Origin of the sequence: Pseudomonas sp. SDI, from assembly GCF_003105155.1 — a bacterium.
In the GTDB taxonomy this organism is placed as follows: domain Bacteria; phylum Pseudomonadota; class Gammaproteobacteria; order Pseudomonadales; family Pseudomonadaceae; genus Aquipseudomonas.
In genome coordinates, this window is the sequence record NZ_QETK01000013.1 from 110,052 (window position 1) to 132,262 (window position 22,211).

20 protein-coding genes, 1 tRNA gene and 1 pseudogene are annotated in these 22,211 nt (G+C 64.6%); 11 read left to right on the top strand and 11 right to left on the bottom strand.

Translation table 11 applies throughout. From position 1 onward, the window contains the following. Positions 1-34: 34 nt before the first annotated feature. Together DCO48_RS11085 and acnA are read right to left on the bottom strand one after the other, a co-directional pair. The gene (locus tag DCO48_RS11085; RefSeq protein WP_116550649.1) at positions 35-826 is read right to left on the bottom strand and encodes a CPBP family intramembrane glutamic endopeptidase; all 792 of its coding nucleotides are present in this window, start codon (positions 824-826) and stop codon (positions 35-37) included. A gap of 157 nt (positions 827-983) precedes the next feature. Further along, on the bottom strand, positions 984-3,725 hold the full coding sequence (acnA, locus tag DCO48_RS11090; RefSeq protein ID WP_116550650.1) for an aconitate hydratase AcnA: 2,742 nt from the start codon (positions 3,723-3,725) through the stop codon (positions 984-986). Positions 3,726-3,981: 256 nt separating this feature from the next. Here acnA and rlmM point away from each other — a divergent pair, with 256 nt between their 5' ends. Further along, on the top strand, positions 3,982-5,046 hold the full coding sequence (rlmM, locus tag DCO48_RS11095; protein ID WP_116550651.1) for a 23S rRNA (cytidine(2498)-2'-O)-methyltransferase RlmM: 1,065 nt from the start codon (positions 3,982-3,984) through the stop codon (positions 5,044-5,046). Positions 5,047-5,111: 65 nt separating this feature from the next. Further along, complete coding sequence (tusA, locus tag DCO48_RS11100; RefSeq protein ID WP_116550652.1) at positions 5,112-5,354, top strand: sulfurtransferase TusA; 243 nt, start codon at positions 5,112-5,114, stop codon at positions 5,352-5,354. Here the strand turns inward: tusA and DCO48_RS11105 are convergent. Beyond that, positions 5,351-6,745 carry an MATE family efflux transporter gene (locus tag DCO48_RS11105; protein WP_116550653.1) on the bottom strand — a complete coding sequence of 465 codons (1,395 nt, stop codon included), beginning with the start codon at positions 6,743-6,745 and terminating at the stop codon, positions 5,351-5,353. The two genes, tusA and DCO48_RS11105, sit on opposite strands and share 4 nt — an antisense overlap. Before the next feature lie 145 nt (positions 6,746-6,890). Between DCO48_RS11105 and pdxB the strand changes: the two genes are divergently transcribed. Next, positions 6,891-8,033, top strand: coding sequence for a 4-phosphoerythronate dehydrogenase PdxB (gene pdxB, locus DCO48_RS11110; protein WP_116550654.1), 1,143 nt, complete (start codon positions 6,891-6,893; stop codon positions 8,031-8,033). Positions 8,034-8,172: 139 nt separating this feature from the next. Here the strand turns inward: pdxB and DCO48_RS22725 are convergent, their stop codons facing one another. Further along, positions 8,173-8,349 carry a PA1571 family protein gene (locus tag DCO48_RS22725; protein ID WP_165840760.1) on the bottom strand — a complete coding sequence of 59 codons (177 nt, stop codon included), beginning with the start codon at positions 8,347-8,349 and terminating at the stop codon, positions 8,173-8,175. Between the two features lie 283 nt (positions 8,350-8,632). On the opposite strand from DCO48_RS22725, the gene DCO48_RS11115 reads away from it, so the two are divergent. The 3 genes and pseudogenes from DCO48_RS11115 (at position 8,633) to DCO48_RS23235 (ending at position 12,248) form a co-directional block, all read left to right on the top strand. Then, complete coding sequence (locus DCO48_RS11115; RefSeq protein ID WP_116550670.1) at positions 8,633-10,396, top strand: ABC transporter transmembrane domain-containing protein; 1,764 nt, start codon at positions 8,633-8,635, stop codon at positions 10,394-10,396. 808 nt (positions 10,397-11,204) lie between these two features. Next, positions 11,205-11,363, top strand: a pseudogene (locus DCO48_RS23230) (HAMP domain-containing protein); the annotation flags it as partial. 171 nt (positions 11,364-11,534) lie between these two features. Beyond that, positions 11,535-12,248 (top strand): methyl-accepting chemotaxis protein, encoded by a 714-nt coding sequence (locus DCO48_RS23235; protein ID WP_371919500.1) that lies wholly within the window; start codon positions 11,535-11,537, stop codon positions 12,246-12,248. 46 nt (positions 12,249-12,294) lie between these two features. On the opposite strand, the gene DCO48_RS11125 is transcribed toward DCO48_RS23235, so the two are convergent. The 3 genes from DCO48_RS11125 to DCO48_RS11135 form a co-directional block, all read right to left on the bottom strand. Further along, a complete protein-coding gene (locus DCO48_RS11125; protein WP_116550656.1) occupies positions 12,295-12,663 on the bottom strand; it encodes a glycine zipper domain-containing protein in 369 nt (122 codons plus the stop codon). Positions 12,664-12,794: 131 nt separating this feature from the next. Beyond that, positions 12,795-12,871: transfer RNA gene (locus DCO48_RS11130), tRNA-Pro, on the bottom strand. Between the two features lie 68 nt (positions 12,872-12,939). Further along, positions 12,940-13,161 (bottom strand): YgdI/YgdR family lipoprotein, encoded by a 222-nt coding sequence (locus DCO48_RS11135; protein ID WP_116550657.1) that lies wholly within the window; start codon positions 13,159-13,161, stop codon positions 12,940-12,942. A 225-nt stretch (positions 13,162-13,386) separates the two neighbouring features. On the opposite strand from DCO48_RS11135, the gene moaB reads away from it, so the two are divergent. Both moaB and glp read left to right on the top strand, forming a co-directional pair. Then, a complete protein-coding gene (gene moaB, locus DCO48_RS11140) occupies positions 13,387-13,926 on the top strand; it encodes a molybdenum cofactor biosynthesis protein B (RefSeq protein WP_116550658.1) in 540 nt (179 codons plus the stop codon). A gap of 22 nt (positions 13,927-13,948) precedes the next feature. Then, entirely contained in the window at positions 13,949-15,136 is a 1,188-nt protein-coding gene (gene glp, locus DCO48_RS11145) for a gephyrin-like molybdotransferase Glp (protein ID WP_116550671.1), read from the top strand. Here glp and DCO48_RS11150 read toward each other — a convergent pair. After that, the gene (locus DCO48_RS11150) at positions 15,125-16,369 is read right to left on the bottom strand and encodes a glycosyltransferase family 4 protein (RefSeq protein ID WP_116550659.1); all 1,245 of its coding nucleotides are present in this window, start codon (positions 16,367-16,369) and stop codon (positions 15,125-15,127) included. The two genes, glp and DCO48_RS11150, sit on opposite strands and share 12 nt — an antisense overlap. A 239-nt stretch (positions 16,370-16,608) precedes the next feature. On the opposite strand from DCO48_RS11150, the gene yegS reads away from it, so the two are divergent. Further along, the gene (gene yegS / locus DCO48_RS11155) at positions 16,609-17,511 is read left to right on the top strand and encodes a lipid kinase YegS (RefSeq protein WP_116550660.1); all 903 of its coding nucleotides are present in this window, start codon (positions 16,609-16,611) and stop codon (positions 17,509-17,511) included. Here yegS and DCO48_RS11160 read toward each other — a convergent pair. The 3 genes from DCO48_RS11160 to DCO48_RS11170 all read right to left on the bottom strand — a co-directional run bounded on the left by DCO48_RS11160 (position 17,495) and on the right by DCO48_RS11170 (position 19,974). Continuing rightward, entirely contained in the window at positions 17,495-18,151 is a 657-nt protein-coding gene (locus DCO48_RS11160; protein ID WP_116550661.1) for a response regulator transcription factor, read from the bottom strand. The two genes, yegS and DCO48_RS11160, sit on opposite strands and share 17 nt — an antisense overlap. Continuing rightward, positions 18,148-19,038, bottom strand: a complete 891-nt coding sequence (locus DCO48_RS11165; RefSeq protein ID WP_116550662.1) for a sensor histidine kinase — start codon at positions 19,036-19,038, stop codon at positions 18,148-18,150. The genes DCO48_RS11160 and DCO48_RS11165 overlap by 4 nt, the downstream gene beginning before the upstream one ends. Positions 19,039-19,551: 513 nt before the next feature. Then, positions 19,552-19,974 carry a histidine kinase gene (locus DCO48_RS11170; protein ID WP_116550663.1) on the bottom strand — a complete coding sequence of 141 codons (423 nt, stop codon included), beginning with the start codon at positions 19,972-19,974 and terminating at the stop codon, positions 19,552-19,554. A 352-nt stretch (positions 19,975-20,326) separates the two neighbouring features. On the opposite strand from DCO48_RS11170, the gene DCO48_RS11175 reads away from it, so the two are divergent. Together DCO48_RS11175 and DCO48_RS11180 are read left to right on the top strand one after the other, a co-directional pair. Next, on the top strand, positions 20,327-21,262 hold the full coding sequence (locus tag DCO48_RS11175; RefSeq protein WP_116550664.1) for a chemotaxis protein CheV: 936 nt from the start codon (positions 20,327-20,329) through the stop codon (positions 21,260-21,262). 78 nt (positions 21,263-21,340) lie between these two features. Beyond that, positions 21,341-22,144 (top strand): MOSC domain-containing protein, encoded by an 804-nt coding sequence (locus tag DCO48_RS11180; protein WP_116550665.1) that lies wholly within the window; start codon positions 21,341-21,343, stop codon positions 22,142-22,144. The last annotated feature ends 67 nt before the right edge of the window (positions 22,145-22,211 follow it).

The window sequence follows — 22,211 nt, forward strand, 5'->3', positions numbered from 1 at the left end:
TTTTTGACACATAAGTCGGCTAAAGACCGTACGTTCATAGTGGGATCAGCTGCGGATAGCTGAAACCGGCAAAATGCACCAGGTTGAGCCCGAAGTGGCACGCCAGCGCCGCGTACAGTCCGCCGTAGCGGTAAGCCAGGCCGTACCCGATGCCGGCCAGCCCGGCCAGGCCTACCCAGTGCCAGCCGCCAGCGAAATGCGCCAGGCCGAACAGCGTGGCGGTCAGCAGCAGTGCCAGGTTCTGCCCCTGTGGCACCGCCTTGAGGGCCCGTTGCAGGCTGCCTTGCAGGTAGCCGCGAAACAGCAGTTCTTCGGTCAGGCTCGCCAGCAGCAGGTTGTTCAGGGCCCACAACCAGGCCTGCTCCGGCCATTTTGGCGCCCAGCCGATCATGCCCATGGCCAGTGCCAGGCCGAGGCACACCAGGCAGGTCAGTGGCAGCAGCAGGGCGACGCTGAGCAGCCCCTGGCGGCGGCCGACGCTGAAGATCCACGGGCAGGCCAGCAGCAGCCAGAAGCCGATCAGCGGCTTGTCCAGGTTCAGGTACAGCGACAGCGGCAGCGCGCCCTCGCTCAGTTGCACCGGCTGGATCACTTTCGGGTTGTGGAAGCCCGGCAGCCAGTGCAGCGCCAACGCCACGGCCAACAGCACGAACAGGGCATGGCCGAGGCCGACCTGCCAGCGGTGTGTGCCGCGCCGCACCAACCAGGCGCTGCCGAACAGCAGAAGAAAGGCGGGAAGGGCGGTCAGGCCCACGCTGCCGTAAGCCAGAGCGATGGCGTAGCCGAGACCGAGCAGGGCCAGTCCGGTCCATTGAGAAGCGCGCATGGCGGAGTCCTTTGCGATGAAAAAGAAGTTTTCGACTTCCTGGCAACGCTTCAGGACACGTTGGATTGCGCTGTCCGGTGCAGAAAGCGCCGTTTTCGACGCGCAGTGCAGACGAAAAAAGGCCCGGCCACAAGGGGCCGGGCCATAGGGCAGGGCCTCAGCTCGCGATCAATTGTCGCAGCACATAGTGCAGGATACCGCCGGCTTTGAAGTACTCCACTTCATTGAGCGTGTCGATGCGGCACAGCACCTCGATCTGCTCGCTGCTGCCGTCGTCGCGCTGGATGCGCAGGCGCAGGGTCATGTGCGGCTGGATCTGCACGCCGCTCAGGCCGAGGATGTCGATGCGCTCATGGCCGCTCAGGCGCAGGCTCTTGCGGGTCTGCCCGGCGTTGAACTGCAGCGGCAGCACCCCCATGCCCACCAGGTTGGAACGGTGGATACGTTCGAAGCTCTCCGCCAGTACGGCTTTCACGCCCAGCAGGTTGGTGCCCTTGGCCGCCCAGTCGCGGCTGGAGCCGGTGCCGTATTCCTGCCCGGCAATCACCACCAGCGGCGTGCCTTCGGCCTTGTAGCGCATGGCCGCATCGTAGATCGCCAGCTGCTCGCCGCTGGGCACGTGGACGGTATTGCCGCCTTCCTCGCCGCCGAGCATTTCGTTACGGATACGGATGTTGGCGAAGGTGCCGCGCATCATCACTTCGTGGTTGCCGCGCCGCGAGCCATAGGAGTTGAAGTCGCGTGGTTCGACACCCTTGGCGCGCAGGTAGCGCCCGGCCGGGCTCTCGGCCTTGATATTGCCGGCCGGGGAGATGTGGTCGGTGGTGACCGAGTCGCCGAGCAGGGCGAGGATCCGCGCGCCGGGAATATCGGCGATGACCGGCAGCGGCCCGGTGATGTCGTCGAAGAACGGCGGGTGCTGGATATAGGTGGAATCGTCCTGCCAGACATAGGTCGCGGCCTGCGGTACTTCAATTGCCTGCCATTGCGCGTCGCCGGCGAACACCTCGGCGTATTCCTTGTGGAACATCGCCGTATCGACCTTGGCCACAGCGTCGGCGATTTCCTGCTGGCTGGGCCAGATGTCCTTGAGGTACACCGGTTTGCCGTCCTTGCCCAGGCCCAGCGCTTCGCTGGTCAGATCGACGCGTATGTTGCCGGCCAGTGCATAGGCCACCACCAGCGGCGGCGAGGCCAGCCAGTTGGTTTTCACCAGCGGATGTACGCGGCCTTCAAAATTGCGATTGCCGGAGAGCACCGAGGCCACGGTGAGATCGGCCTGGGTGATGGCTTTCTCTATCGGTTCGTCGAGTGGCCCGGAGTTGCCGATGCAGGTGGTGCAGCCGTAGCCGACCAGGTCGAAACCCAGCGCGTCGAGATACGGCGTCAGGCCGGCGGCCTTGTAATAGTCGGTGACCACCTTGGAGCCGGGGGCCAGTGAGCTCTTCACCCAGGGCTTACGGCTCAGGCCTTTTTCCACGGCCTTCTTTGCCACCAGCCCGGCGGCCATCATCACGCTCGGGTTGGAGGTGTTGGTACAGGAGGTGATCGCCGCGATCACCACCGCGCCATCGCGCAGCAGGTGGGTCTGGCCCTGGTGCTCGTAGCTGGCTTCGCCGGCCTGATCGGCATTGCCGACGGCGACGCCGCCACCGCCTTCGCTTTCCAGGCGGCCGAGGTCTTTGCTGGAGGCTTTCAGTTGCAGCCCGAGGAAGCCATCGAAGGCTTGCTTGACCTGCGACAGGGCAACCCGGTCCTGCGGCCGTTTCGGCCCGGCCAGGCTGGCTTCGACGTCGTGCATGTCCAGTGCCAGGCTGTCGCTGAATAGCGGCTCCTGGCCCGGCAGGCGCCACAGGCCCTGGGCCTTGCAGTAGGCCTCGACCAGCGCCACCGTGGCCTGCGGGCGGCCGGACAGGCGCAGGTAGTCGAGGGTCACCTCGTCCACCGGGAAGAAACCACAGGTGGCGCCGTATTCCGGGGCCATGTTGGCAAGGGTGGCGCGGTCGGCCAGCGGCAGGTCGGCAAGGCCGTCGCCATAGAATTCGACGAATTTGCCGACCACGCCTTTCTTGCGCAGCATCTGCGTGACGGTCAGCACCAGGTCGGTGGCGGTGATGCCTTCGCGCAGCTTGCCGGTGAGCTTGAAACCGATCACTTCGGGGATCAGCATCGACACCGGCTGACCGAGCATGGCCGCTTCCGCCTCGATGCCGCCGACGCCCCAGCCAAGCACGCCGAGGCCGTTGATCATGGTGGTGTGCGAGTCGGTGCCGACCAGGGTGTCGGGGAAGGCGTAGGTGCGGCCGTCTTCTTCGCGGGTCCAGACGGTGCGGCCCAGGTACTCGAGGTTGACCTGGTGGCAGATGCCGGTGCCTGGCGGCACCACGCTGAAGTTGTCGAAGGCGTTCTGCCCCCAACGCAGGAACGCATAGCGTTCGCCGTTACGCGCCATCTCGATGTCGACGTTTTCGCCGAACGCCGCCTGGCTGGCGTAGCGGTCGACCATCACCGAGTGGTCGATCACCAGGTCCACCGGCGACAGCGGGTTGATCCGTTGCGGGTCGCCGCCGGCCTTGGCCATGGCCGCGCGCATGGCGGCCAGGTCGACCACCGCCGGCACCCCGGTGAAGTCTTGCATCAGGACCCGCGCCGGACGGTACTGGATCTCGCGGTCCGAGCGGCGCTCTTTCAGCCAGTCGGCGAGGGCATGCAGGTCGTTGGCGGTGACGGTCTTGTGGTCTTCCCAGCGCAACAGGTTTTCCAGCAGCACTTTCAGCGACATCGGCAGACGTTGCAGGTCGCCGAGGCTTCGGGCGGCTTCGGTCAAGCTGTAGTAATGGTATTCACGGTGGTCTACCGTGAGGGTCTTGAGGGTTTTCAGGCTGTCGATCGAGGACATCTACCCACTCCTTTTGCGCCGGTGAGCGGCAATCTTCCTTGCAGGGGCCGGTTCACCGCCTCTGTGACGGTCCGCACGGCACGGACCTGGCGAACGATCAGGTTAGCTGCTTTTGCACTCCCTGACCCTGTACTGGACCGGCGGGGCGTGTCGCCAGTTCCGAAACTCCTTTATCATTCGCCGATTTGCTGCCGTTGCGCGTTGCGCGCGGTCAGGCCTTGGTGGAAATCTGCCACCGGCCGTTCTGGAGTGAGTGATGAATACCCTGTTTATGCATTGTCGGCCCGGCTTCGAGGGCGAGGTCTGTTCGGAGATCGCCGAGCATGCCGCGCGCCTGGGCGTTGCCGGCTATGCCAAGGCCAAGCCGCAGAGCGCCTGTGCCGAGTTTGTCTGCAACGATGCCGAGGGCGCTGCGCAGTTGATGCGCGAGTTGCGTTTCGAACAGTTGATTTTCCCGCGGCAGTGGGCGCGTGGCAGTTTTGTCGAGCTGCCCGAGACCGACCGCGTCGGGGTGTTGCTGGAACACCTGGCCGATTACCCGGTGTGCGGCAGCCTGTGGCTGGAAGTGATGGACACCAACGATGGCAAGGAGCTTTCCACCTTCTGCCGCAAATTCGAAGTGCCGCTGCGCAAGGCGTTGAGCAAGGCCGGCCGACTGGAAGAGAGCGCGAGCAAGCCGCGCCTGTTGCTGACCTTCGTCAGTGGTCGGCGGGTGTTTGTCGGCCTGGCGCCGGCGAACAACTCGGCGATGTGGCCGATGGGTATTCCGCGCCTGAAATTTCCGCGGGAGGCGCCGAGTCGTTCGACCCTGAAGCTGGAGGAGGCCTGGCACCATTTCATCCCGCGCGATCAGTGGGACGAGCGGCTGTCGGGCGACATGACCGGGGTCGACCTCGGCGCGGCGCCGGGTGGCTGGACCTATCAGCTGGTTCGGCGCGGCATGCTGGTGACGGCGATCGACAACGGGCCGATGGCCGAGAGCCTGATGGACACCGGGTTGGTACAACACCTGATGGCCGATGGCTTCACCTACAAGCCGAAGCAGATGGTGGACTGGATGGTCTGCGACATCGTCGAGAAACCGGCGCGCAGTGCGGCGCTGCTGGAAACCTGGCTGGGCGAGGGCTTGTGCCGCGAGGCGGTGGTCAACCTGAAACTGCCGATGAAGCAGCGCTACGCCGAGGTCCGGCGCTTGCTCGAGCGCATCGAGGAAGGCTTCAAGGCGCGCAAGGTGAAGGTGTCGATTGGCTGCAAGCAGCTGTATCACGACCGCGAAGAAGTGACCTGCCATCTGCGCCGGCTGGATCTGAAGCCGCGATGAGGCCCGCAAGTCGACCCCAGCACTTACGTGCACCACAATAACCGCCCCCGACCTCGGAGCCCCCGATGACCGATCTCACCCCCGACGCCACCCTCGATGCCACCGGCCTGAATTGCCCCGAACCAGTCATGATGCTGCACCAGCACGTGCGCGATCTGGCCGCAGGCGGCCTGCTCAAGGTGATCGCCACCGACCCGTCGACCCGTCGCGATATACCCAAGTTCTGCGTATTCCTTGGCCACGAGCTGGTCCAGCAGCAGGAAGACGCCGGCACCTACCTGTACTGGATTCGCAAGAAGCTCGACTAAGCCTGCGGCGCCTGGCGAATGCGCTTGCGCGCACTGCGGGTCAGGCGCACCGAGAGCATCAGCGCGGCGCAGGTCAGGCCGACAATCAAGCCTTGCCACAAGCCGCTCGGGCCGCTGGCCGGGGCCAGCCAGTCGGTCAGGCCGAGCAGGTAGCCCACCGGCAGGCCAATCCCCCAGTAGGCGAACAGGGTCAGGATCATCGTTACCCGCGTGTCCTGATAACCGCGCAAGGCGCCCGCCGCCGTCACCTGGATGGCGTCGGAGAACTGGAACAGCGCCGAATACACGATCAGCATCGAGGCAATCTGGATCACTGCGCCGTCGGCGGTATAAATAGTCGCAATCGGCTCCCGCAACGACAGCATCAGGCTCGCCGAAAAACATGCATAGGCCAACGCCGTGGCCATCCCCACGCCCGCAGCGAAGCGCGCCTGGCGCGGGTCGCCGGCGCCGATCGCCTGACCCACGCGCACGGTGACCGCCATGCCCAGCGAATAGGGAATCATGAAGACCAGCGAACTGACGTTGAGCGCGATCTGGTGCCCGGCGACCACGGTCGAACCCAGGCTGCCGATCAACAGGGCAATCACCGCGAAGATGCTCGATTCGGCAAACACCGCGATGCCAATCGGCAAGCCGACCGACAGCAGGCGCTTGATCACCGCCCACTGTGGCCAGTCGAAACGGCTGAACACATGGCTGTCGCGGTAGGCCGCAGCGCGCCCGAGCCAGAACGCCATACCCAGCGCCATAGCCCACATGACGATGCCGCTGGCCCAGCCGCAACCGACCCCGCCCATCGCCGGCACGCCGAGATGGCCATAGATGAACACATAGTTCAGTGGAATGTTCAGCATCAGCCCGCCAAGGCCGACCACCATGCTTGGGCGGGTACGGCCGAGGCCATCGCTGCAGCAACGCAGCACGTAGTAGAGGGCGATGGCCGGGAAGCCGAAGGCGATGCCGTGCAGGTAGGCCATGCACGGCGCGATCAGCTCAGGGTCGACTTTCATCAGGTGCAGGATCGGCTCGGCACTGAGCAGTAACGCGCTGCCGCCCAATCCCACCACCAGCGCCAACCATAGGGCCTGGCGCACCAGCGGACCGATCTCGGCCGATTGTCCGGCGCCGAAGCGTTGTGCGACCTTCGGCGTGGTAGCCAGCAGAATGCCGGTCATCAGCAGGAACACCGGCACCCAGATCGAGTTGCCCAGGGCTACAGCCGCGAGGTCGCGCGGGCCGACGCGGCCAGCCATCACCGCATCGACGAAGCCCATGGCGGTGGTCGCCAGCTGCGCGATGATGATCGGCGTGGCCAGGCTGAGCAGGCTGCGCACTTCGGTGCGAACCCGGGCAGGGCGGGAGAGGCGGGCGGTGTTCGTGTGTGTCACAAGGCAGGTGTCCAGGGTCCGGGGGCAGTGAACCGCGTAGTCTACGCTTTGACGTATCGGTCAGGAAACTCCGCGATGAGCCGTCGCGCTGCTGGAACCAGCGGCGTCGATGGGCCTACACTGCGTTCCCCTACAGGAGAGCGCCATGCTGATTGTTGCCGACGAGAATATCCCGCTGCTCGATGCCTTCTTTGCCGGCTTCGGCGAAATTCGCCGTTATCCGGGGCGGGCCATCGACCGGGCCTGCGTGACGGACGCCGATGTCTTGCTGGTGCGTTCGGTGACCCAGGTCGACCGCGCCCTGCTCGACGGCAGCAAGGTGCGCTTCGTCGGCACCTGCACCATCGGCACCGATCACCTCGACCTGGGCTACTTCGCCGAGGCCGGCATTCACTGGTCCAGCGCGCCGGGGTGCAACGCGCGCGGCGTGGTCGACTACGTGCTAGGCAGCTTGCTGACCCTGGCCGATCTCGACGGCGTGGCCTTGGCATCGCGTACCTATGGCGTGGTTGGGGCTGGCGAGGTCGGTGGGCGTTTGGTGCAGGTGCTGCGCGGGCTGGGTTGGAACGTGCTGGTCTGCGACCCGCCACGGCAGGCCAGCGAGGGCGGCGACTATGTGAGCCTGGAGCAGGTGCTCCAGCAATGCGACGTGATCAGCCTGCACACGCCGCTGAGCCGCGACGGTGACCAGCCGACCTGGCACTTGCTCGATGCACCACGCCTGGCGCAACTGCGTCCGGGCGCCTGGTTGATCAATGCCAGCCGCGGGCCGGTGGTCGACAACCCGGCCTTGCGCGCCTTGTTGCAGGCGCGCGACGACGTGCAGGCGGTGCTCGACGTGTGGGAAGGCGAGCCGCAGGTCGACCTGGGCCTGGCCGACCTGTGTGTGATTGCCACGCCGCATATTGCCGGTTACAGCCTGGACGGCAAGCAGCGCGGTACGGCGCAGATCTATCAGGCATTCTGTGCCTGGCGTGGCGAGACGCCGCAGGTGCAACTGGCAGATCTGCTGCCGCCGCCGTGGCTGGCGCGGCTTGATCTGCAGGCTGCGACCGAGCCGGCCTGGGCGCTGGCGACGGTGTGCCGGGCGGTGTACGACCCGCGTCGCGACGATGCGGATTTTCGCCGCAGCCTGAGCCGCGATCCGTTGCAGCAACGGGCGGCGTTCGACGGCTTGCGCAAGGCCTACCCGGTACGCCGCGAGATTGACGGGCTGGCGGTGCGGGTCGAGGGGCAGGCGCCGGAGCTGGTGCAGATGGTGCGGGCGTTGGGTGCCATTGTGGTTTGAATTGTTGGCCTCATCGCGGGACGAGCCCGTTCCCACAGGGTTGGTGGTGCTCTCTGTGGGAGCGGGCTCGTCCCGCGATAAGACCCGCCTAGGCAATAAAAAACCCGGCACAAGGCCGGGTCATTTGAATTCCGTTGAATCAGTCTTTCTTGGACTTGGCGGGCTCTTTCCGGCTTTTCTCCAGCACTGCGCAGGCATGCTGGATCATGTCCTCGGTAATCGGCACCTCGCGCCCTTGCGCGTCGATGATCGAACCGCAGGGCAGGTTCGGATGTTTCGAATGTTCCGCTTTACCGCTGCTATTTTGCAAGCTCATTTCCTGTCTCCTCATCAGGTTGCAAGCTCAGACTAGATCGGCGAGATGACCGCCCTGTGACAACGCCTTCGGTGATCAGTCACGCCTGGTCAGTCCAACAGAAACCGCGCAAAACTGCCAGTGACACGTTAGAACGAAACAGTCTAGCGTCTACTGCGCGGCACTTGTGCCGGGTATCGCGCCAGTCTGGTGTGCAACGCCCGGTGTACTCCCAGAGTTTCTTGGCGCGCGACAGGCGGTCGGGTGTAGGCTGCATACATTCGCCCCCGCTATGGCTTCGTTCATGCCCATTCCGCTTTCCTCGCGCCAACGCCAGGCCATCCAGTTCGCCTGGCGCTTCATCCGCCCCTACCGCCAGCAGGCCATGGCTGCATTGCTGGCGCTGGTGCTTACCGCCGCTATCACCCTGTCGATGGGGCAGGGCATCCGCCTGCTGGTCGACCAGGGCTTCATGACCCAGTCGCCACACCTGCTCAACCAGTCCATCGGGTTGTTCATGCTGCTGGTACTGGCGCTGGCGGTGGGTACCTTCAGCCGCTTCTACCTGGTGTCGTGGATCGGCGAACGCTGCGTGGCCGACATGCGCCAGCAGGTGTTCGAGCACCTGATCGAGCTGCACCCGGGCTTTTTCGAAAGCAACCGCAGCTCGGAAATCCAGTCGCGGCTGACCACCGACACCACCCTGCTGCAATCGGTGATCGGCTCGTCGCTGTCGTTGTTCCTGCGCAATGCGCTGATGGTGGTGGGCGGCATCGTGCTGCTGTTCGTCACCAACCCCAAGCTCACCAGCATCGTGGTGCTGGCGCTGCCGTTGGTGCTGGCGCCGATCCTGATTTTCGGCCGGCGCGTGCGCAGCCTGTCGCGGCAGAGCCAGGACCGTATCGCCGACGTCGGCAGCTACGTGGCGGAAACGCTCGGCCAGATCAAGACCGTGCAGGCCTACAACCACCAGGAGCGCGACCGCCTGCGTTTTGCCCAGACCGTCGAGGCGGCCTTCGCTACCGCGCGCAAACGCATCGTCCAGCGCGCCTGGCTGATCACCCTGGTGATCGTGCTGGTGCTTGGCGCGGTCGGGGTGATGCTCTGGGTCGGCGGCATGGACGTGATTGCCGGACGGATTTCCGGTGGTGAGTTGGCCGCGTTCGTGTTCTACAGCCTGATCGTCGGCAGCGCCTTCGGCACCCTCAGCGAAGTGATCGGCGAGTTGCAGCGCGCGGCCGGCGCGGCCGAACGGATTGCCGAGCTGCTGGCCGCGCGCAGCGAGATCGCGGCCCCGCAACAGGGCCTGGTGACCCTGCCGTCGCGGGTCCGCGGCCGTCTGGCCCTGCAGGACGTGCATTTTGCCTACCCGTCGCGGCCCACCCCGGCGGCCATCGACGGCCTGACGCTGAGCATCGAGCCCGGCGAAACCCTGGCCCTGGTCGGACCGTCCGGTGCTGGCAAATCGACGCTGTTCGACCTGCTGCTGCGTTTTTACGACCCGCAACAAGGGCACATCCTCATCGACGGTCAGGCCCTGACCAACCTCGACCCGCAAGACCTGCGCCGGCATTTCGCGCTGGTTGCGCAGAGCCCGGCGCTGTTCTTCGGCACGGTCGAGGAGAACATCCGCTATGGTCGCGCCGACGCCAGCAGCGCCGAGGTCGAGGCGGCGGCGCGTACCGCTCATGCGCATGAATTCATTCTGCAACTGCCGCAGGGCTACCAGACCCACCTGGGCGATGCCGGCCTGGGCTTGTCCGGCGGCCAGCGTCAGCGCCTGGCGATTGCCCGGGCATTGCTGGTGGACGCGCCGATCCTGCTGCTCGACGAGGCCACCAGCGCCCTCGATGCGCAAAGCGAGCACCTGATCCAGCAAGCCCTGCCGAGCCTGATGGCGGGACGTACCACGCTGGTGATCGCCCACCGTCTGGCCACCGTACAGCATGCCGACCGCATTGCGGTCATCGATCAGGGCCGGCTGGTAGCTATCGGCAACCACCGCCAGTTGATTGTCGAGAGCCCGCTGTATGCACGGCTGGCGGCCCTGCAATTCAACACCGAATGAGCTTCTTTACGAATTTGTGACAGCGGCACGGGGTTTTGTCACATTTCTGTAGCAATCCCCTGAGAGTATCGAGTGCAGCTGTTGCGTAATGCTCAATGCAGTTTGGCTGCCATCGCTCGATGGCAGCTTTTTTTTGCCAGGAAATCGAAGACAGGGAGGTCTTTGGCAGGTCGTGGCCACTGCGCGACGGCTTCGTTCCCCACCCCTTGTTTCGAGACCCCATTCGATGTCTTTGCGTAAATCCCTGCGGATGCAAATTCTTGCCTTGCTCGGCGGCAGCCTGCTGGCAGTGCTGTTGATTGCCCTGGTGTGCTTCCATTTCCTCTCCGCCAGCGTGCAGGGCTACGGCCAATTGGTGAACGGGCCGTTGCGCGCGTCACAGCAGATCGACGAGGCTAACCTGCAGTTCAAGGTGCAGGTGCAGGAGTGGAAGAACGTCCTGCTGCGTGGCAAGCAGCCGGCCGAGCTGGACAAGTACTGGCAGCAGTTCCAGGCCCGCGAGCAGCAGGTGCAGCAGATTCTTGCCCAACTGCTGCGCGACAGCAGCGCCGACCCGGCCTTGCGCGCGCGCCTGCAACAGCTCAAGGATGCCCATGCCCAGCTGGGCGTAGCGTATGGCCGTGGGCGTGACGCGTTCCTGGCCGCGGGGGGCGATCCAGCCGCGGGCGATCAGGCGGTCAAGGGCGTCGACCGCGCGGCCAGCGAACAGATGAGCGAGCTGGTGAGCCAACTGCGCGCGGCGGCCGACCGGCAGGCCGTGGCGATCAGCGCCAGTGCCGAGCGCACGGTGTGGCTGGGAGCGTTGGTGATGCTCGGCTCGGCGCTGCTGATTGGTGTGCTCAGCCTGTGGCGGGTCAACCGCAGCCTGATCGAGCCGATTGGTCGATTGATCGAATACGTTGCGCACTTGAGTCAGGGGCGCTTTGACGCGCGAGTCGAAAGTGACCGGCAGGACGAACTGGGCAAGCTGGCCAAAGCGGCGAACACCCTGCGCGATTTCCTCGCCGACACCGTTGGCCGTCTGCAGGACAACGCTGGCGAGCTGGAGGCGGCCAGTGGTGAACTGCGCACCCTGGCCGGCGGCATGGCGCGTGGCACCGACGATCAGTTCCAACGTACCGATCAGGTGGCCACGGCAATGCATGAGATGTCGGCCACCGCCCAGGAAGTGGCCCGCCATGCTGCCGATGCGGCGCGAGCGGCGGACGAGGCCGATCACAGTGCCCAGGCCGGCGAGCAGGTGATGCAGGCGACCATCGACACCATTGCCGTGGTCAACCGCGAGATTGCTGGCACGGCGACCGTGATTCGCGACCTGGAGCAGGACAGCGCGCGGATCGGCAAGGTGCTGGAGGTGATCCGCGGGATTGCCGAGCAAACCAACTTGCTGGCGCTCAATGCGGCCATTGAGGCGGCGCGGGCCGGCGAGGCCGGGCGTGGCTTTGCAGTGGTCGCCGATGAAGTACGTAGCCTGGCGCAGCGTACCGCGGCGTCGATTGCCGAGATCAACCAGATCATCAGCGCAGTGCAGTCGGGCGCGGTCGAGGCGGTGAAAGCCATCGAGAGCGGGCAGGCGCGCAGCGAGGAGGGGGCCGAGCAGGTGCAGCAGGCAGGGGCGATGTTGCAGCGGATTACCCACGCGGTGGAGGCGATTCGCGATATGAACCGGCAGATCGCGACGGCGGCGGAAGAGCAGACCAGCGTTGCCGAGGATATTTCCCGCAACCTGGTGGAAATCACCCGGATCGCCACCGACAACCAGGGTGCGGTGCAGCGTACCGAGCAGGCCGGGCATCGCCTGCATGCGCTGTCGGGGCAGTTGGGCGAGGTAACGGCGCGGCTGAAGGCCTGAAAGCATCGCGGGACGAGTCGTCCCGCGATGAGGCCCTAGCGGTTTATCAATGCCGGCGCTTCTTGTCCGCCAGGTTGTTGCCCAGGGCACCGCCTGCCGCACCACCCAGGCCGGCACCGATGGCCGAGCCGGTGCTGCCGCCAAGCTTGCCGCCCACCAGCGAGCCCCCTGCCGAACCCAGGCCTCCGCCCAGCGCGGCCTTGGCCTTGTTGCCTTTTTTCGCGCCCATCGCGCTACCGGCCGCGCCACCCACGCCAGCGCCGATGGCGGCGCCGGTGCTGCCACCGAGCTTCTGCCCGACCACGTTGCCGAGCACACCGCCCAGGCCGCCCCCCAGGGCTGTCTGGCCGTCGCCGGCGACAGCACCGTGTGCGAACAACAGGCCCAGGGTCAGGGCAGCAAGAGTCTTACGCATTTGAAACAACCTCGGTTGTAGGAAAAAGGCGTGCATTCTGCTGCGCCGCGCGGTGCAGGGCAATCGTGGCACCCTTGCTGGCACCGCACAAACGACAAAGCCCGCGCGAGGCGGGCTTTGCTGGAAAGAGTTGGTCGGAGAGGCAGGATTCGAACCTGCGGCCTTCTCGTCCCGAACGAGACGCGCTACCTGGCTGCGCTACACTCCGATGGAAGAAATTCTACTCAAAATTCCGCGCTCGACAAGCCCCTTTGAGCGATGCGTGTGCCAGGCAAATCAGATTTCCTTGACGGTGCGGATCTGGTCCTTGTTGATCCGGGTGTGTTTGCCGTCGAGTTGTTCGAACTCGTAGAAGCCTGAATCGTCGTCATATTTAGGGGTGTCGACCGCCTGGATCTCACGGCCGTCGTTTAGGGTGATCACGGTCGGCGATGCACAGCCAGCGAGGGTGCCCAGGCCGAGTGCGAGGAGGAAAGCAGGGAGGGTCCGTTGAATCATTGTGTCTCTCCAGTAAAGAGTGGTTCCGTGTAATGTTTTTGAGACGCGGGCTGTTACCGCAAAGTTCCTTGCAGGTTGAGCATAGCGGCTCCTGATTGGCATTGTGGTCTCTGTGGGCGCGGGACGCGCGCGCACGGTCTGCGTTCCATAGACCCAGCTCATGTCCCCGTTACTTCCCTGTGATATAACTTCGGCCATTCCTCCCTCCCAATGGATCAAGGCCAGATGAAAGCCAAGGCTGATGTACCCTTCGTGCCCCTCAATATTGCCGTGCTGACCGTCAGCGATACGCGCACGCTGGAAACCGACACCTCCGGCCAGTTGTTTGTCGACCGTCTCGGCGCAGCCGGGCATAACCTGGCCGCCCGTGTGCTGCTCAAGGACGACCTGTACAAGATCCGCGCCCAGGTCGCGACCTGGATCGCCGACGACCAGGTCCAGGTGGTGCTGATCACTGGCGGTACCGGGTTCACTGGCCGCGACAGCACCCCGGAAGCGGTAGCCTGCCTGCTCGACAAGCAGGTCGATGGCTTTGGCGAGCTGTTCCGTCACATCTCCCTGGCCGACATCGGCACCTCCACCGTGCAATCGCGCGCCCTCGCCGGGCTGGCCAACGGCACCCTGGTCTGCTGCCTGCCTGGCTCGACCAACGCCTGCCGCACCGCCTGGGACGGGATCCTCGCCGAACAGCTGGATGTCCGTCACCGCCCGTGCAACTTCGTCGTTCACCTGAAGCAGGTGAGCCCCTGCGAAAGCCGTGGCTGAAGCGCCGGCGGCCAAGCCGCTGATGCCCATCGAGGCCGCGCTGGAGCGCCTGCTGGCGCTGGCCGAGGCGGCACCGATCGTCGACACCGAGCAGGTCGCCCTGGCCGATGCCGAAGGCCGGGTACTGGCGACCAGCCTGGTAGCCAGCCTCGACCTGCCGCCCTGGCCGAACAGCGCCATGGACGGTTATGCGCTGCGCCTGGCCGACTGGCACGGCGAGCCGCTGCCGGTCAGCCAGCGGATCTTCGCTGGGCACGCCCCTGGCCCGCTGGAGCCGGGCAGTTGTGCGCGGATCTTCACGGGTGCGCCGTTGCCCGAAGGCGCCGATTGCGTCGAAATGCAGGAAAACGCCGTGGTCCAGGCCGACCAGCGGGTGAGTTTCAGCGAGCCGCTGCGGCCCTGGCAGAACGTGCGTCCGCAAGGCCAGGAAACCCGTGCCGGCGAAGAAGTGCTGGCGGCGGGCACCCGCCTTGGGCCGATTGAGTTGGGCCTGGCCGCGTCACTGGGGCAGGCCACGCTCGCGGTGGTGCGGCGGGTGAAGGTCGCTGTACTGTCTACCGGCGACGAGTTGGTCGAGCCGGGGGTGCCGCTGGGCCCCGGGCAGATCTACAACAGCAACCGGCGCTTGCTCTGCAGCTGGCTGCAACGCCTGGGCTGCGACGTACTGGATGCCGGGATCTTGCCCGACGATCTGGAGAAGACCCGGGCGCGCCTCGGCCAGCTCGACAGTGTCGACTTGATCCTTTCCACCGGTGGGGTCTCGGTTGGCGAAGCCGACTACCTGGGCATCGCCTTGCGCGAAGAGGGCGAGCTGGCCTTGTGGAAGCTGGCCATCAAGCCTGGCAAACCTCTGACCTTCGGGCATTTCCGCGGTGTGCCGGTGATCGGCCTGCCGGGTAACCCGGCCTCGACCCTGGTTACCTTCGGCCTGTTGACCCGGCCGTACCTGCTGCGCCGTCAGGGCGTGCAGGAGGTGACCCCGTTGCACTTTGCCGTGCCGGCCGGCTTCGACTGGCCGAAGGCCGGTAACCGTCGCGAATACCTGCGCGGGCGCATGGCGCAGGGCCAGGCGCTGATCTACAAGAACCAGAGTTCGGGTGTGCTGCGCAGCGCGGCCTGGGCCGAAGGGTTGGTCGAAGTGCTGGAAGGCAGCACGCCGGCGCGGGGCGACAGCGTGCGCTTCATTCCGCTCAGCGAGCTACTCGGCTGAGCGTAACAGCCCGCTGGCGAGGCCCTCCTCGGCCAGTGGGCGCTGCGTCGCCAGGCGCGTATAGATCCCTTCCAACTGTGCTGCGGCCATGTCCCAGTCATGCCGCTCGCCGACAAACTGGCGCGCCGCCTCCGAGAGCTGGCGCAGGCGCCACGGCTGGTTGAGCAGTTGGGTGATGGTCAGCGCCAGGGTGTCGCTGTCCTCGCAGCCGACGTAGTGCTCGCCATTGCGCACCGCCAGGCCGCTCACGCCGTGGTGCGTGGTGACTACCGGCAAACCCGCCGCCATCGCTTCCAGTAGCTTGATCTTGCAGCCGCCGCCATGGCGCAGCGGAGCGAAGAACAACGCCGAGTGCCGCTGCAGGTCGCGCAGGTCCGGCAGGTAGCCGACCCACTCGATGCGCGGGTCGTTCCAGCGCAGTTTCCAGTGGTTGGGCAGGGCATTGCCGACCACCGCCAGGCGTACCGCCGGGTTGCTCTGCCAGATCTGTGGGAGGATTTCCTCCAGTGCCCACTCGATGGCTTCGAGGTTGGCACCGTACTCGAAGTTACCCACGAACAGCAGCCGTTGGCTGTGTGGGCATGAACTGATGTGCCGGTAGTGCTCGCAGTCGACGCCGTTCACCGCCAGGGCGGTGTGGCGCCCGGTCAACTGGCTGATCTGCTCGGCATCGCTGGGGCTGACCGCCACCACTTCACTGGCCTGCCTGAGTACCCGGGCTTCCCAACGCCGATAGCGCCAGCGGTCGAAACTGTTGAACGGCCGCAGCCACAGCGGCAGGCGGTCCTGGCAGGCGGCCCCCATCGACGACTCGATATTGTGCTCGCTGAGCAGAAACGGCAGACCGCGGGCTTTCAAGGCTTGTTCGAACGGCTGAAAACTGTAGCTATGCTCAATCTGGATAACATCCCACGGCTCCTCCAGCAATTGCTCGAAGCGGTGCCGCAGGTGCGGCGCCAGGCCGTTGATGCTCGCGCGCATCGGGTAACAGAGGTAGAACGCGGCAAACAGGTTCAGCGGGCTTTGCAGCGGGCGCCGCGGCAATACGATCAGGCGCTCGACCAAGGGTTCGAGCGCCTCGCGCGCGGCCTCGCTGAGCGGGATCTTCGACTGCACCAGCAAGGTGATGCGGTGGCCGCGCTGCGCCAAGGTGCGCAGCAGGTGGAATTGCCGGGTCTTGTTGCCACTGGTGGTCGGCCAGGGCAGGTAGGGGAGGGTCCAGAGTACGCGCATGACCTTCTCTCGCTTGCCGGGTCGGGCGTTTGCAGGTCGTTGGCAGAAAGCGCGGAGCGCGAAGCCTTGCAGGGCGCAGAGCACGGTGTCTCTGAAGTAAAGGTCAAAATAATGGCTTTTCCAGTTGAAAATTTTGATAAAGCCAAATAATTGTCGATGCTCGTCGGGAGTAGTCGGCTGGCTGCTGTGGTCGAGATAGGCAGGCTGCCATCAGGCATGGGCATTTCAGGGGGAAGACAATGACCAGTTCAGGCAAGGCGCTGTTGGTGCTGCATGGCAAACAGGCGATGAACGAAGACGTCCGTGCGGCGGTCAAGGCCGCTCGCGAGCGCGGCTGGCGGTTGGATGTGCGGCTCACCTGGGAAGGCGGCGATGCCCAGCGCCTGGTGCGCGAGGCGCTGCAGGCGGGCTATAGGCACCTGATTGCCGGCGGTGGCGACGGCACCTTGCGCGATGTCGCCGACGCCATGGCCGAGGCGCAGAGCGAGGCCAGCCTGGTGCTGTTGCCACTGGGCACCGCCAACGACTTCGCCAGGGCTGCCGGTATTCCACTGGAGCCGGCGGCAGCGCTGGCATTGCTCGATGAGCCGGCGACGCCGATCGATCTGGGCGAAGTCGACGGGCAGGTCTTCCTCAACATGGCGACAGGCGGTTTTGGCAGTCAAGTCACGGCGAATACCTCCGAAGACCTGAAGAAGATGCTCGGCGCCGCCGCCTACCTGTTTACCGGGTTGTCACGCTTTACCGAATTGCGTGCGGCCTCGATCGAGCTGCACGGCCCGGATTTTCGCTGGCAAGGCGAACTGCTCGCGTTGGGGATCGGCAATGGCCGCCAGGCGGGCGGCGGGCACCTGTTGTGCCCGACGGCGTGCGTGAACGATGGTTTACTTGATATCAGCATTCTGCCGGCACCGCAGGAAGTGGTTGGCACACTGCGCGACCTGCTCAGCGATGGCCTGGGCCTGGAGCGCATTTTCGTCCGTGCGCGCTTGCCGTGGGTCGAAATCAAGAGTGCCGAGGGCCTTTACCTGAACCTTGATGGCGAACCGCTAGAGGGCGATAACCTGCGCTTCCGCGCATTGCCAGGGGCCCTGCGCGTGCACCTGCCGAAAGGTTCGGCGCTGCTCAGTCGTCCAGGCTGATGATCTGCTCGCGCACGGCAAACAGCACCAAGCCGGCGACATCGAAGATTTGTAGGCGCTTCATGATCTGCGAGCGGTGGGTTTCCACGGTCTTGATGCTCAGGCCCAGGCCGCCGGCAATTTCCCGGGTGGACTTGCCGCGCACGATCAGACGCAAAATCTCCAGCTGGCGGGCGGTGAGGTTGTGGGTATCGCTGGGCGCGGGCTTGACCTGGGCGCGCACCAGCGCCTGGTTGATCACCGTGTGCGCGATTGCCGGGCTCAGGTAGCGCTCATCGTTGCGCAGCGCCGCCAGGGCCTGCTCCAGCTCGACCGCGGTGGTGTCCTTGAGCAGGTAGCCATGGGCGCCAGTTTCCAGGGCCTGCATGATCAGTTCGGGGTCGGTGTGCATCGACAGGATCAGCACTTTGGCTCGACTGCCGCTGGCCTTGAGGCGGCCGAGGGCCTCCAGGCCTCCGGTGCAGCGCATGGAAATGTCCAGCAGGACGATGTCGGGGTCCAGTTGCAGTACCAGCTCCGGCAACTGGCTGCCATCGCTTGCTTCACCGACCACGGCATAGCCGGGAATGTCGGACACCAGGGCGCGCACGCCTGCGCGGATCAGGGAGTGGTCGTCCACCAGCAGCAAATTACAGGTCATGGGGTTTTACTTGTGTTAGCGCGTTCGAGTGTTCGGGGCGGCCAGGGGAAGAGGGCGTTGATCTGTGTGCCTTTGCCAGGCTCGCTGTGCACACTGAGGCTGCCATTGAGCAACTGCGCGCGTTCGGCCATGCCGGACATGCCGCGCTGGCCTTCGTCGGCCGGATGGCTGGCCGGGACGAAGCCCAGGCCGTCGTCGTTGATCGTCAGCGACAGGCCTTCCGGCAGGCGCTGGATGCGCACCACCAGGTTGCGTGCCTGGGCATGTCGAAGCATGTTGGTAACGGCTTCCTGGGTGATGCGGAAGGCGGCGATCGCCATGTCTTCCGGGATGCCGTCCAGGCGCTGCTTGCAGTCGACGCTCCAGAGCACCTCGGTGTTTTCCAGGGTGCGCAACAGGTGCGCACGCAGGCTGGCTTCGAGGCCCAGGCTGGCCAGTTGTCGTGGGTTGAGGATGGCCGAAACGTCACGTACGTTGGCCAGGGTATCGTCCAGCGTGCGGCGCAGGGTTGCACATTGTTCCTGCAGTTCTGCCGGCATGCGCCGCTGCAACCAGTCGGCCTGCAGCTTGGCAGCGGTGAGCAGTTGACCGATGTCGTCGTGCAACTCGCGGCTCAGGCGTTGCCGTTCGCTTTCCTGCACCTTGAGCAAGCGGTCGGCCAGTTCTTGCGGGCGCATGGCGATCAAGCGTGCAGCCTGGTGCAACTGCCAGCCCATCGCGAGCACCGCCAGCACTTGCAGGGCCAGCAGGCTGGCCGGCATCGGCACGGCCTGGACGTACAGCGCCAGGTTGGCCACCACCGACGCCAGGCAAAGCAAGGCACTGGCCCAGTGGAGTTGGGAAACTCCCGGCAGGCTGCGCTTGAGTGTCTTGAGGCTTGAAAGCATAGGGAATGAAGCCACTGGAGTGTCGCGGTTTAAAGCCGCCCAAAAGGTTAGCCGAAGGTGTTTGTCGTGTTGCCTTCCGGTAACTTTTTTATAGTCGGATTCCGCAGGGTGTCAGGTAACTTTTTAATACGCTAAAACCGCCATAGTCGAGCATCTTCGGCTGTCGCCAGCGGTTTGCATCGCGCATGGTATCACTTCGCATTGGATTGGTCGCGGGGCGTGGAAATCGTCTGAAGTGTCTGGTTTTAGGGGCTGGCACATGCGTTCCGGATGCTAGTGATTCTAGCATTTTGATATCATTGCTGGCGATCTGAAACTGTCCGTATATGGTCTGATGTACTTTGCTTGTGCAACATGCTGGCATGTGTATACACCGCGCAATTACCAGAGAAGTGCAGTTAGCGCGCATCGGCTTATTCGTATGTTAGCCAACTAAGGTTTTCCCTTAGTTAGGCCAGGTGTGCCGGTCGGAAGCAGGCGTGTTGGCAGGGGGCGACAACGAAGAAGTGGGTGCTAGCAGGACTGCGTGCTTTCATGGCCAGTGGCACAGGGCGCCGGCATGTCCAGGGTATTGCTCAGGGTATGCAGCAGTTGCATTTGCTCCTGGCGGTCCAGGCCGAGTTGACCGGTGTGCGGATCGATCAGTTCGAGTTGCCAGGCCACCAGCTTCAGGCATTCGTGAAGGGTGTTCAGGCATTCGCGCTGCAGGCGTTCACGGCACGCCGGCGGTTCTAGCAGTTGGCGCAGGTGCTCGCAGAACTCGGCAATCTGCACTTGTTCCTGCGCGCGTGCCTGGCTAGCCAGGTGGCCCAGGGTTGCAACCAGGCAATCACAGGCGTCGGCATCATGGCCAATCAGTTCCAGGTGGTGCAGGCATTCCTCGGCGCGGGCCAGCAGCACCTGGGCGTCAGTGAGAAAATCGTGCAGAGCGCTCATAGGGCCTTACCAGCGGCGTTTGGCAGGTCTGGAGCAGGTGCTGGCCATGGGACGGCGGTAACAGACAAGAGCCTGACTCCATTCATGCAATGAGAATGGCGTCACATTAATGGCTATTGGATATTGCGAACATCAGGTCTCACCCGATTGCGGGTAAGGGTTTCCCTGAGGGGATTCTGATAACGACCCTTTGCGGGTGGTTACGACAGGCTGGGCGTGAGCGCAGTAAACCATGATGCTAAAGTGACATCAATGCCCGGGACGGTTTTTATTTGCGGGGTCAAGCCGCAGCACAAACGGCCGATAACGGGGTCGATGCTTTCTTTTTTGCAACAAAGCCTTGGGGGATTCAATGGCTGGCATTCTCGACACGGTAGACCAACGGACACAGCTGGTAGGTGAGAACCGCCTGGAAATCCTGATGTTCCGCCTGGCAGGCCGGCAGTTGTTCGCGATCAACGTGTTCAAAGTGCAGGAAGTGCTGCAACTGCCCAAGCTGACCCTGATGCCACAGCGTCATGCGTACGTGTGCGGGGTGGTCAACCTGCGTGGCCAGACCCTGCCGGTGATCGACCTGTCCCAGGCCATCGGCATGCGCCCGCTGGAGCCAGGGCCGAACAGCACGATCATCGTCACCGAGTACAACCGCTCGGTACAGGCGTTCCTGGTGGGGGGCGTCGACCGCATCGTCAATATGAACTGGGAAGCCATCATGCCGCCGCCGTCGAGCGCCGGGCGCCAGCATTACCTGACGGCGATCAGCAAGGTTGACGAGCAACTGGTGGAAATCATCGACGTCGAGAAAGTCCTCGCCGAAATCGTCCCGTACAACGCCAAGGTGTCGCGCGACAAGCTGGAAGACCCGGTGCTGGCACGTGCGCGCGGCCGCGAGGTGCTGCTGGTCGACGACTCCACGGTGGCTTTGGCGCAGTTGCGCGAAACCCTTGGCCAGTTGGGGGTGAAGATGCACGTGGCCAGCGATGGCCTGAAAGCGCTGAAGCTGCTCAAGAGCTGGGCCGACGCCGGCGAGGACGTCTGCCAGAAGCTGCTGATGGTGTTCACCGACGCTGAAATGCCGGAAATGGATGGCTATCGGCTGACCACCGAAATCCGCAACGACCCGCGTCTGCGTGGGCTGTATGTGGTGCTGCACACGTCGCTGTCGGGCAGCTTCAACGAATCGATGGTGAAAAAGGTCGGCTGCGACAACTTCCTCTCCAAGTTCCAGCCCGACAAGCTGGTCGACGTGGTCCGGCAGCGCCTGATGCTCGACGAAGCGCCGGCCTGATTTCGCGGCAGCGCCGGGCGGCGCAGGCCCGGCGGGCGGTGTAAGCTTGCAGTCTTTGAATGCCAGGAGCAGGCCGCCATGCGTCTGAGTGCGCTGTATCGTTATCCCGTCAAATCCGCCCGTGGCGAAGCCCTTGAGCAATCGACCTCGGGGGCCTTGGGCCTGACCGGCGACCGGCGCTGGATGCTGGTTGAGCGCGACAATGGGCGCTTCCTGACCCAGCGCGCCTATCCACAGATGAGCCAGTTGTCGGCACTGTATGCCGCCGACGGCGGCTTGCTGCTGAGCGCGCCGGGGTTCGCCCAGTTGCATGTGGCGGTGCCCGACGCCGAGCACGAGCTGCGCGGGGTGACTATCTGGCGTGACACTTTCCGTGTACCGGATGCGGGCGACGCAGCGGCCGCCTGGCTGAGCCATTTCATTGGCAAGGATGTGCGTCTGGTACATGTGCCGGAATCGCGTACGCGGTTTCTGCCGTCGGGGTATGGCGCGACGGAGGATCGGGTGGCGTTTGCCGATGGTTTTCCTCTGCTGCTGATCGGCCAGGCGTCGTTGGATGACCTGGTGCAGAAGGTCGGGCGGCCGCTGGAGATGCTGCGGTTCCGGCCGAACCTGGTGGTGGAGGGCAGCGCACCGTTCGCCGAGGATGGCTGGAAGCGCATTCGCATTGGCGATCTGGCGTTCCGCGTGCTCAAACCGTGCACGCGCTGCATCCTCACCACCATTGATCCGCAGACGGGCGAGCGCAGCGAAGATCGCGAGCCGCTGACGACGCTCAAGACCTACCGGCAGAAAGAAGGCGAGGTGATGTTCGGGCAGAACCTGGTGGCCGACGGGGAAGGGGTGCTTGAGGTGGGGATGCCGGTGACGGTGCTGGAGTAACAAGCATCGCGGGACGAGCCCGCTCCCACAGGGTAAGCGTCACGCCGGCCACTGTGGGAGCGGGCTC

What these genes read in the sequence shown, in the direction of transcription:
- DCO48_RS11165 (WP_116550662.1), bottom strand. Translation starts at nt 19,038, where the DNA reads ATGCTTTCAAGCCTCAAGACACTCAAGCGCAGCCTGCCGGGAGTTTCC.
- DCO48_RS11150 (WP_116550659.1), bottom strand. Translation starts at nt 16,369, where the DNA reads ATGCGCGTACTCTGGACCCTCCCCTACCTGCCCTGGCCGACCACCAGT.
- yegS (WP_116550660.1), top strand. Translation starts at nt 16,609, where the DNA reads ATGACCAGTTCAGGCAAGGCGCTGTTGGTGCTGCATGGCAAACAGGCG.
- DCO48_RS23235 (WP_371919500.1), top strand. Translation starts at nt 11,535, where the DNA reads ATGCATGAGATGTCGGCCACCGCCCAGGAAGTGGCCCGCCATGCTGCC.
- DCO48_RS11125 (WP_116550656.1), bottom strand. Translation starts at nt 12,663, where the DNA reads ATGCGTAAGACTCTTGCTGCCCTGACCCTGGGCCTGTTGTTCGCACAC.
- DCO48_RS11175 (WP_116550664.1), top strand. Translation starts at nt 20,327, where the DNA reads ATGGCTGGCATTCTCGACACGGTAGACCAACGGACACAGCTGGTAGGT.
- pdxB (WP_116550654.1), top strand. Translation starts at nt 6,891, where the DNA reads ATGCTGATTGTTGCCGACGAGAATATCCCGCTGCTCGATGCCTTCTTT.
- tusA (WP_116550652.1), top strand. Translation starts at nt 5,112, where the DNA reads ATGACCGATCTCACCCCCGACGCCACCCTCGATGCCACCGGCCTGAAT.
- DCO48_RS22725 (WP_165840760.1), bottom strand. Translation starts at nt 8,349, where the DNA reads ATGAGCTTGCAAAATAGCAGCGGTAAAGCGGAACATTCGAAACATCCG.
- DCO48_RS11160 (WP_116550661.1), bottom strand. Translation starts at nt 18,151, where the DNA reads ATGACCTGTAATTTGCTGCTGGTGGACGACCACTCCCTGATCCGCGCA.
- glp (WP_116550671.1), top strand. Translation starts at nt 13,949, where the DNA reads ATGCCCATCGAGGCCGCGCTGGAGCGCCTGCTGGCGCTGGCCGAGGCG.
- DCO48_RS11170 (WP_116550663.1), bottom strand. Translation starts at nt 19,974, where the DNA reads ATGAGCGCTCTGCACGATTTTCTCACTGACGCCCAGGTGCTGCTGGCC.
- moaB (WP_116550658.1), top strand. Translation starts at nt 13,387, where the DNA reads ATGAAAGCCAAGGCTGATGTACCCTTCGTGCCCCTCAATATTGCCGTG.
- DCO48_RS11135 (WP_116550657.1), bottom strand. Translation starts at nt 13,161, where the DNA reads ATGATTCAACGGACCCTCCCTGCTTTCCTCCTCGCACTCGGCCTGGGC.
- acnA (WP_116550650.1), bottom strand. Translation starts at nt 3,725, where the DNA reads ATGTCCTCGATCGACAGCCTGAAAACCCTCAAGACCCTCACGGTAGAC.
- rlmM (WP_116550651.1), top strand. Translation starts at nt 3,982, where the DNA reads ATGAATACCCTGTTTATGCATTGTCGGCCCGGCTTCGAGGGCGAGGTC.
- DCO48_RS11085 (WP_116550649.1), bottom strand. Translation starts at nt 826, where the DNA reads ATGCGCGCTTCTCAATGGACCGGACTGGCCCTGCTCGGTCTCGGCTAC.
- DCO48_RS11180 (WP_116550665.1), top strand. Translation starts at nt 21,341, where the DNA reads ATGCGTCTGAGTGCGCTGTATCGTTATCCCGTCAAATCCGCCCGTGGC.
- DCO48_RS11115 (WP_116550670.1), top strand. Translation starts at nt 8,633, where the DNA reads ATGCCCATTCCGCTTTCCTCGCGCCAACGCCAGGCCATCCAGTTCGCC.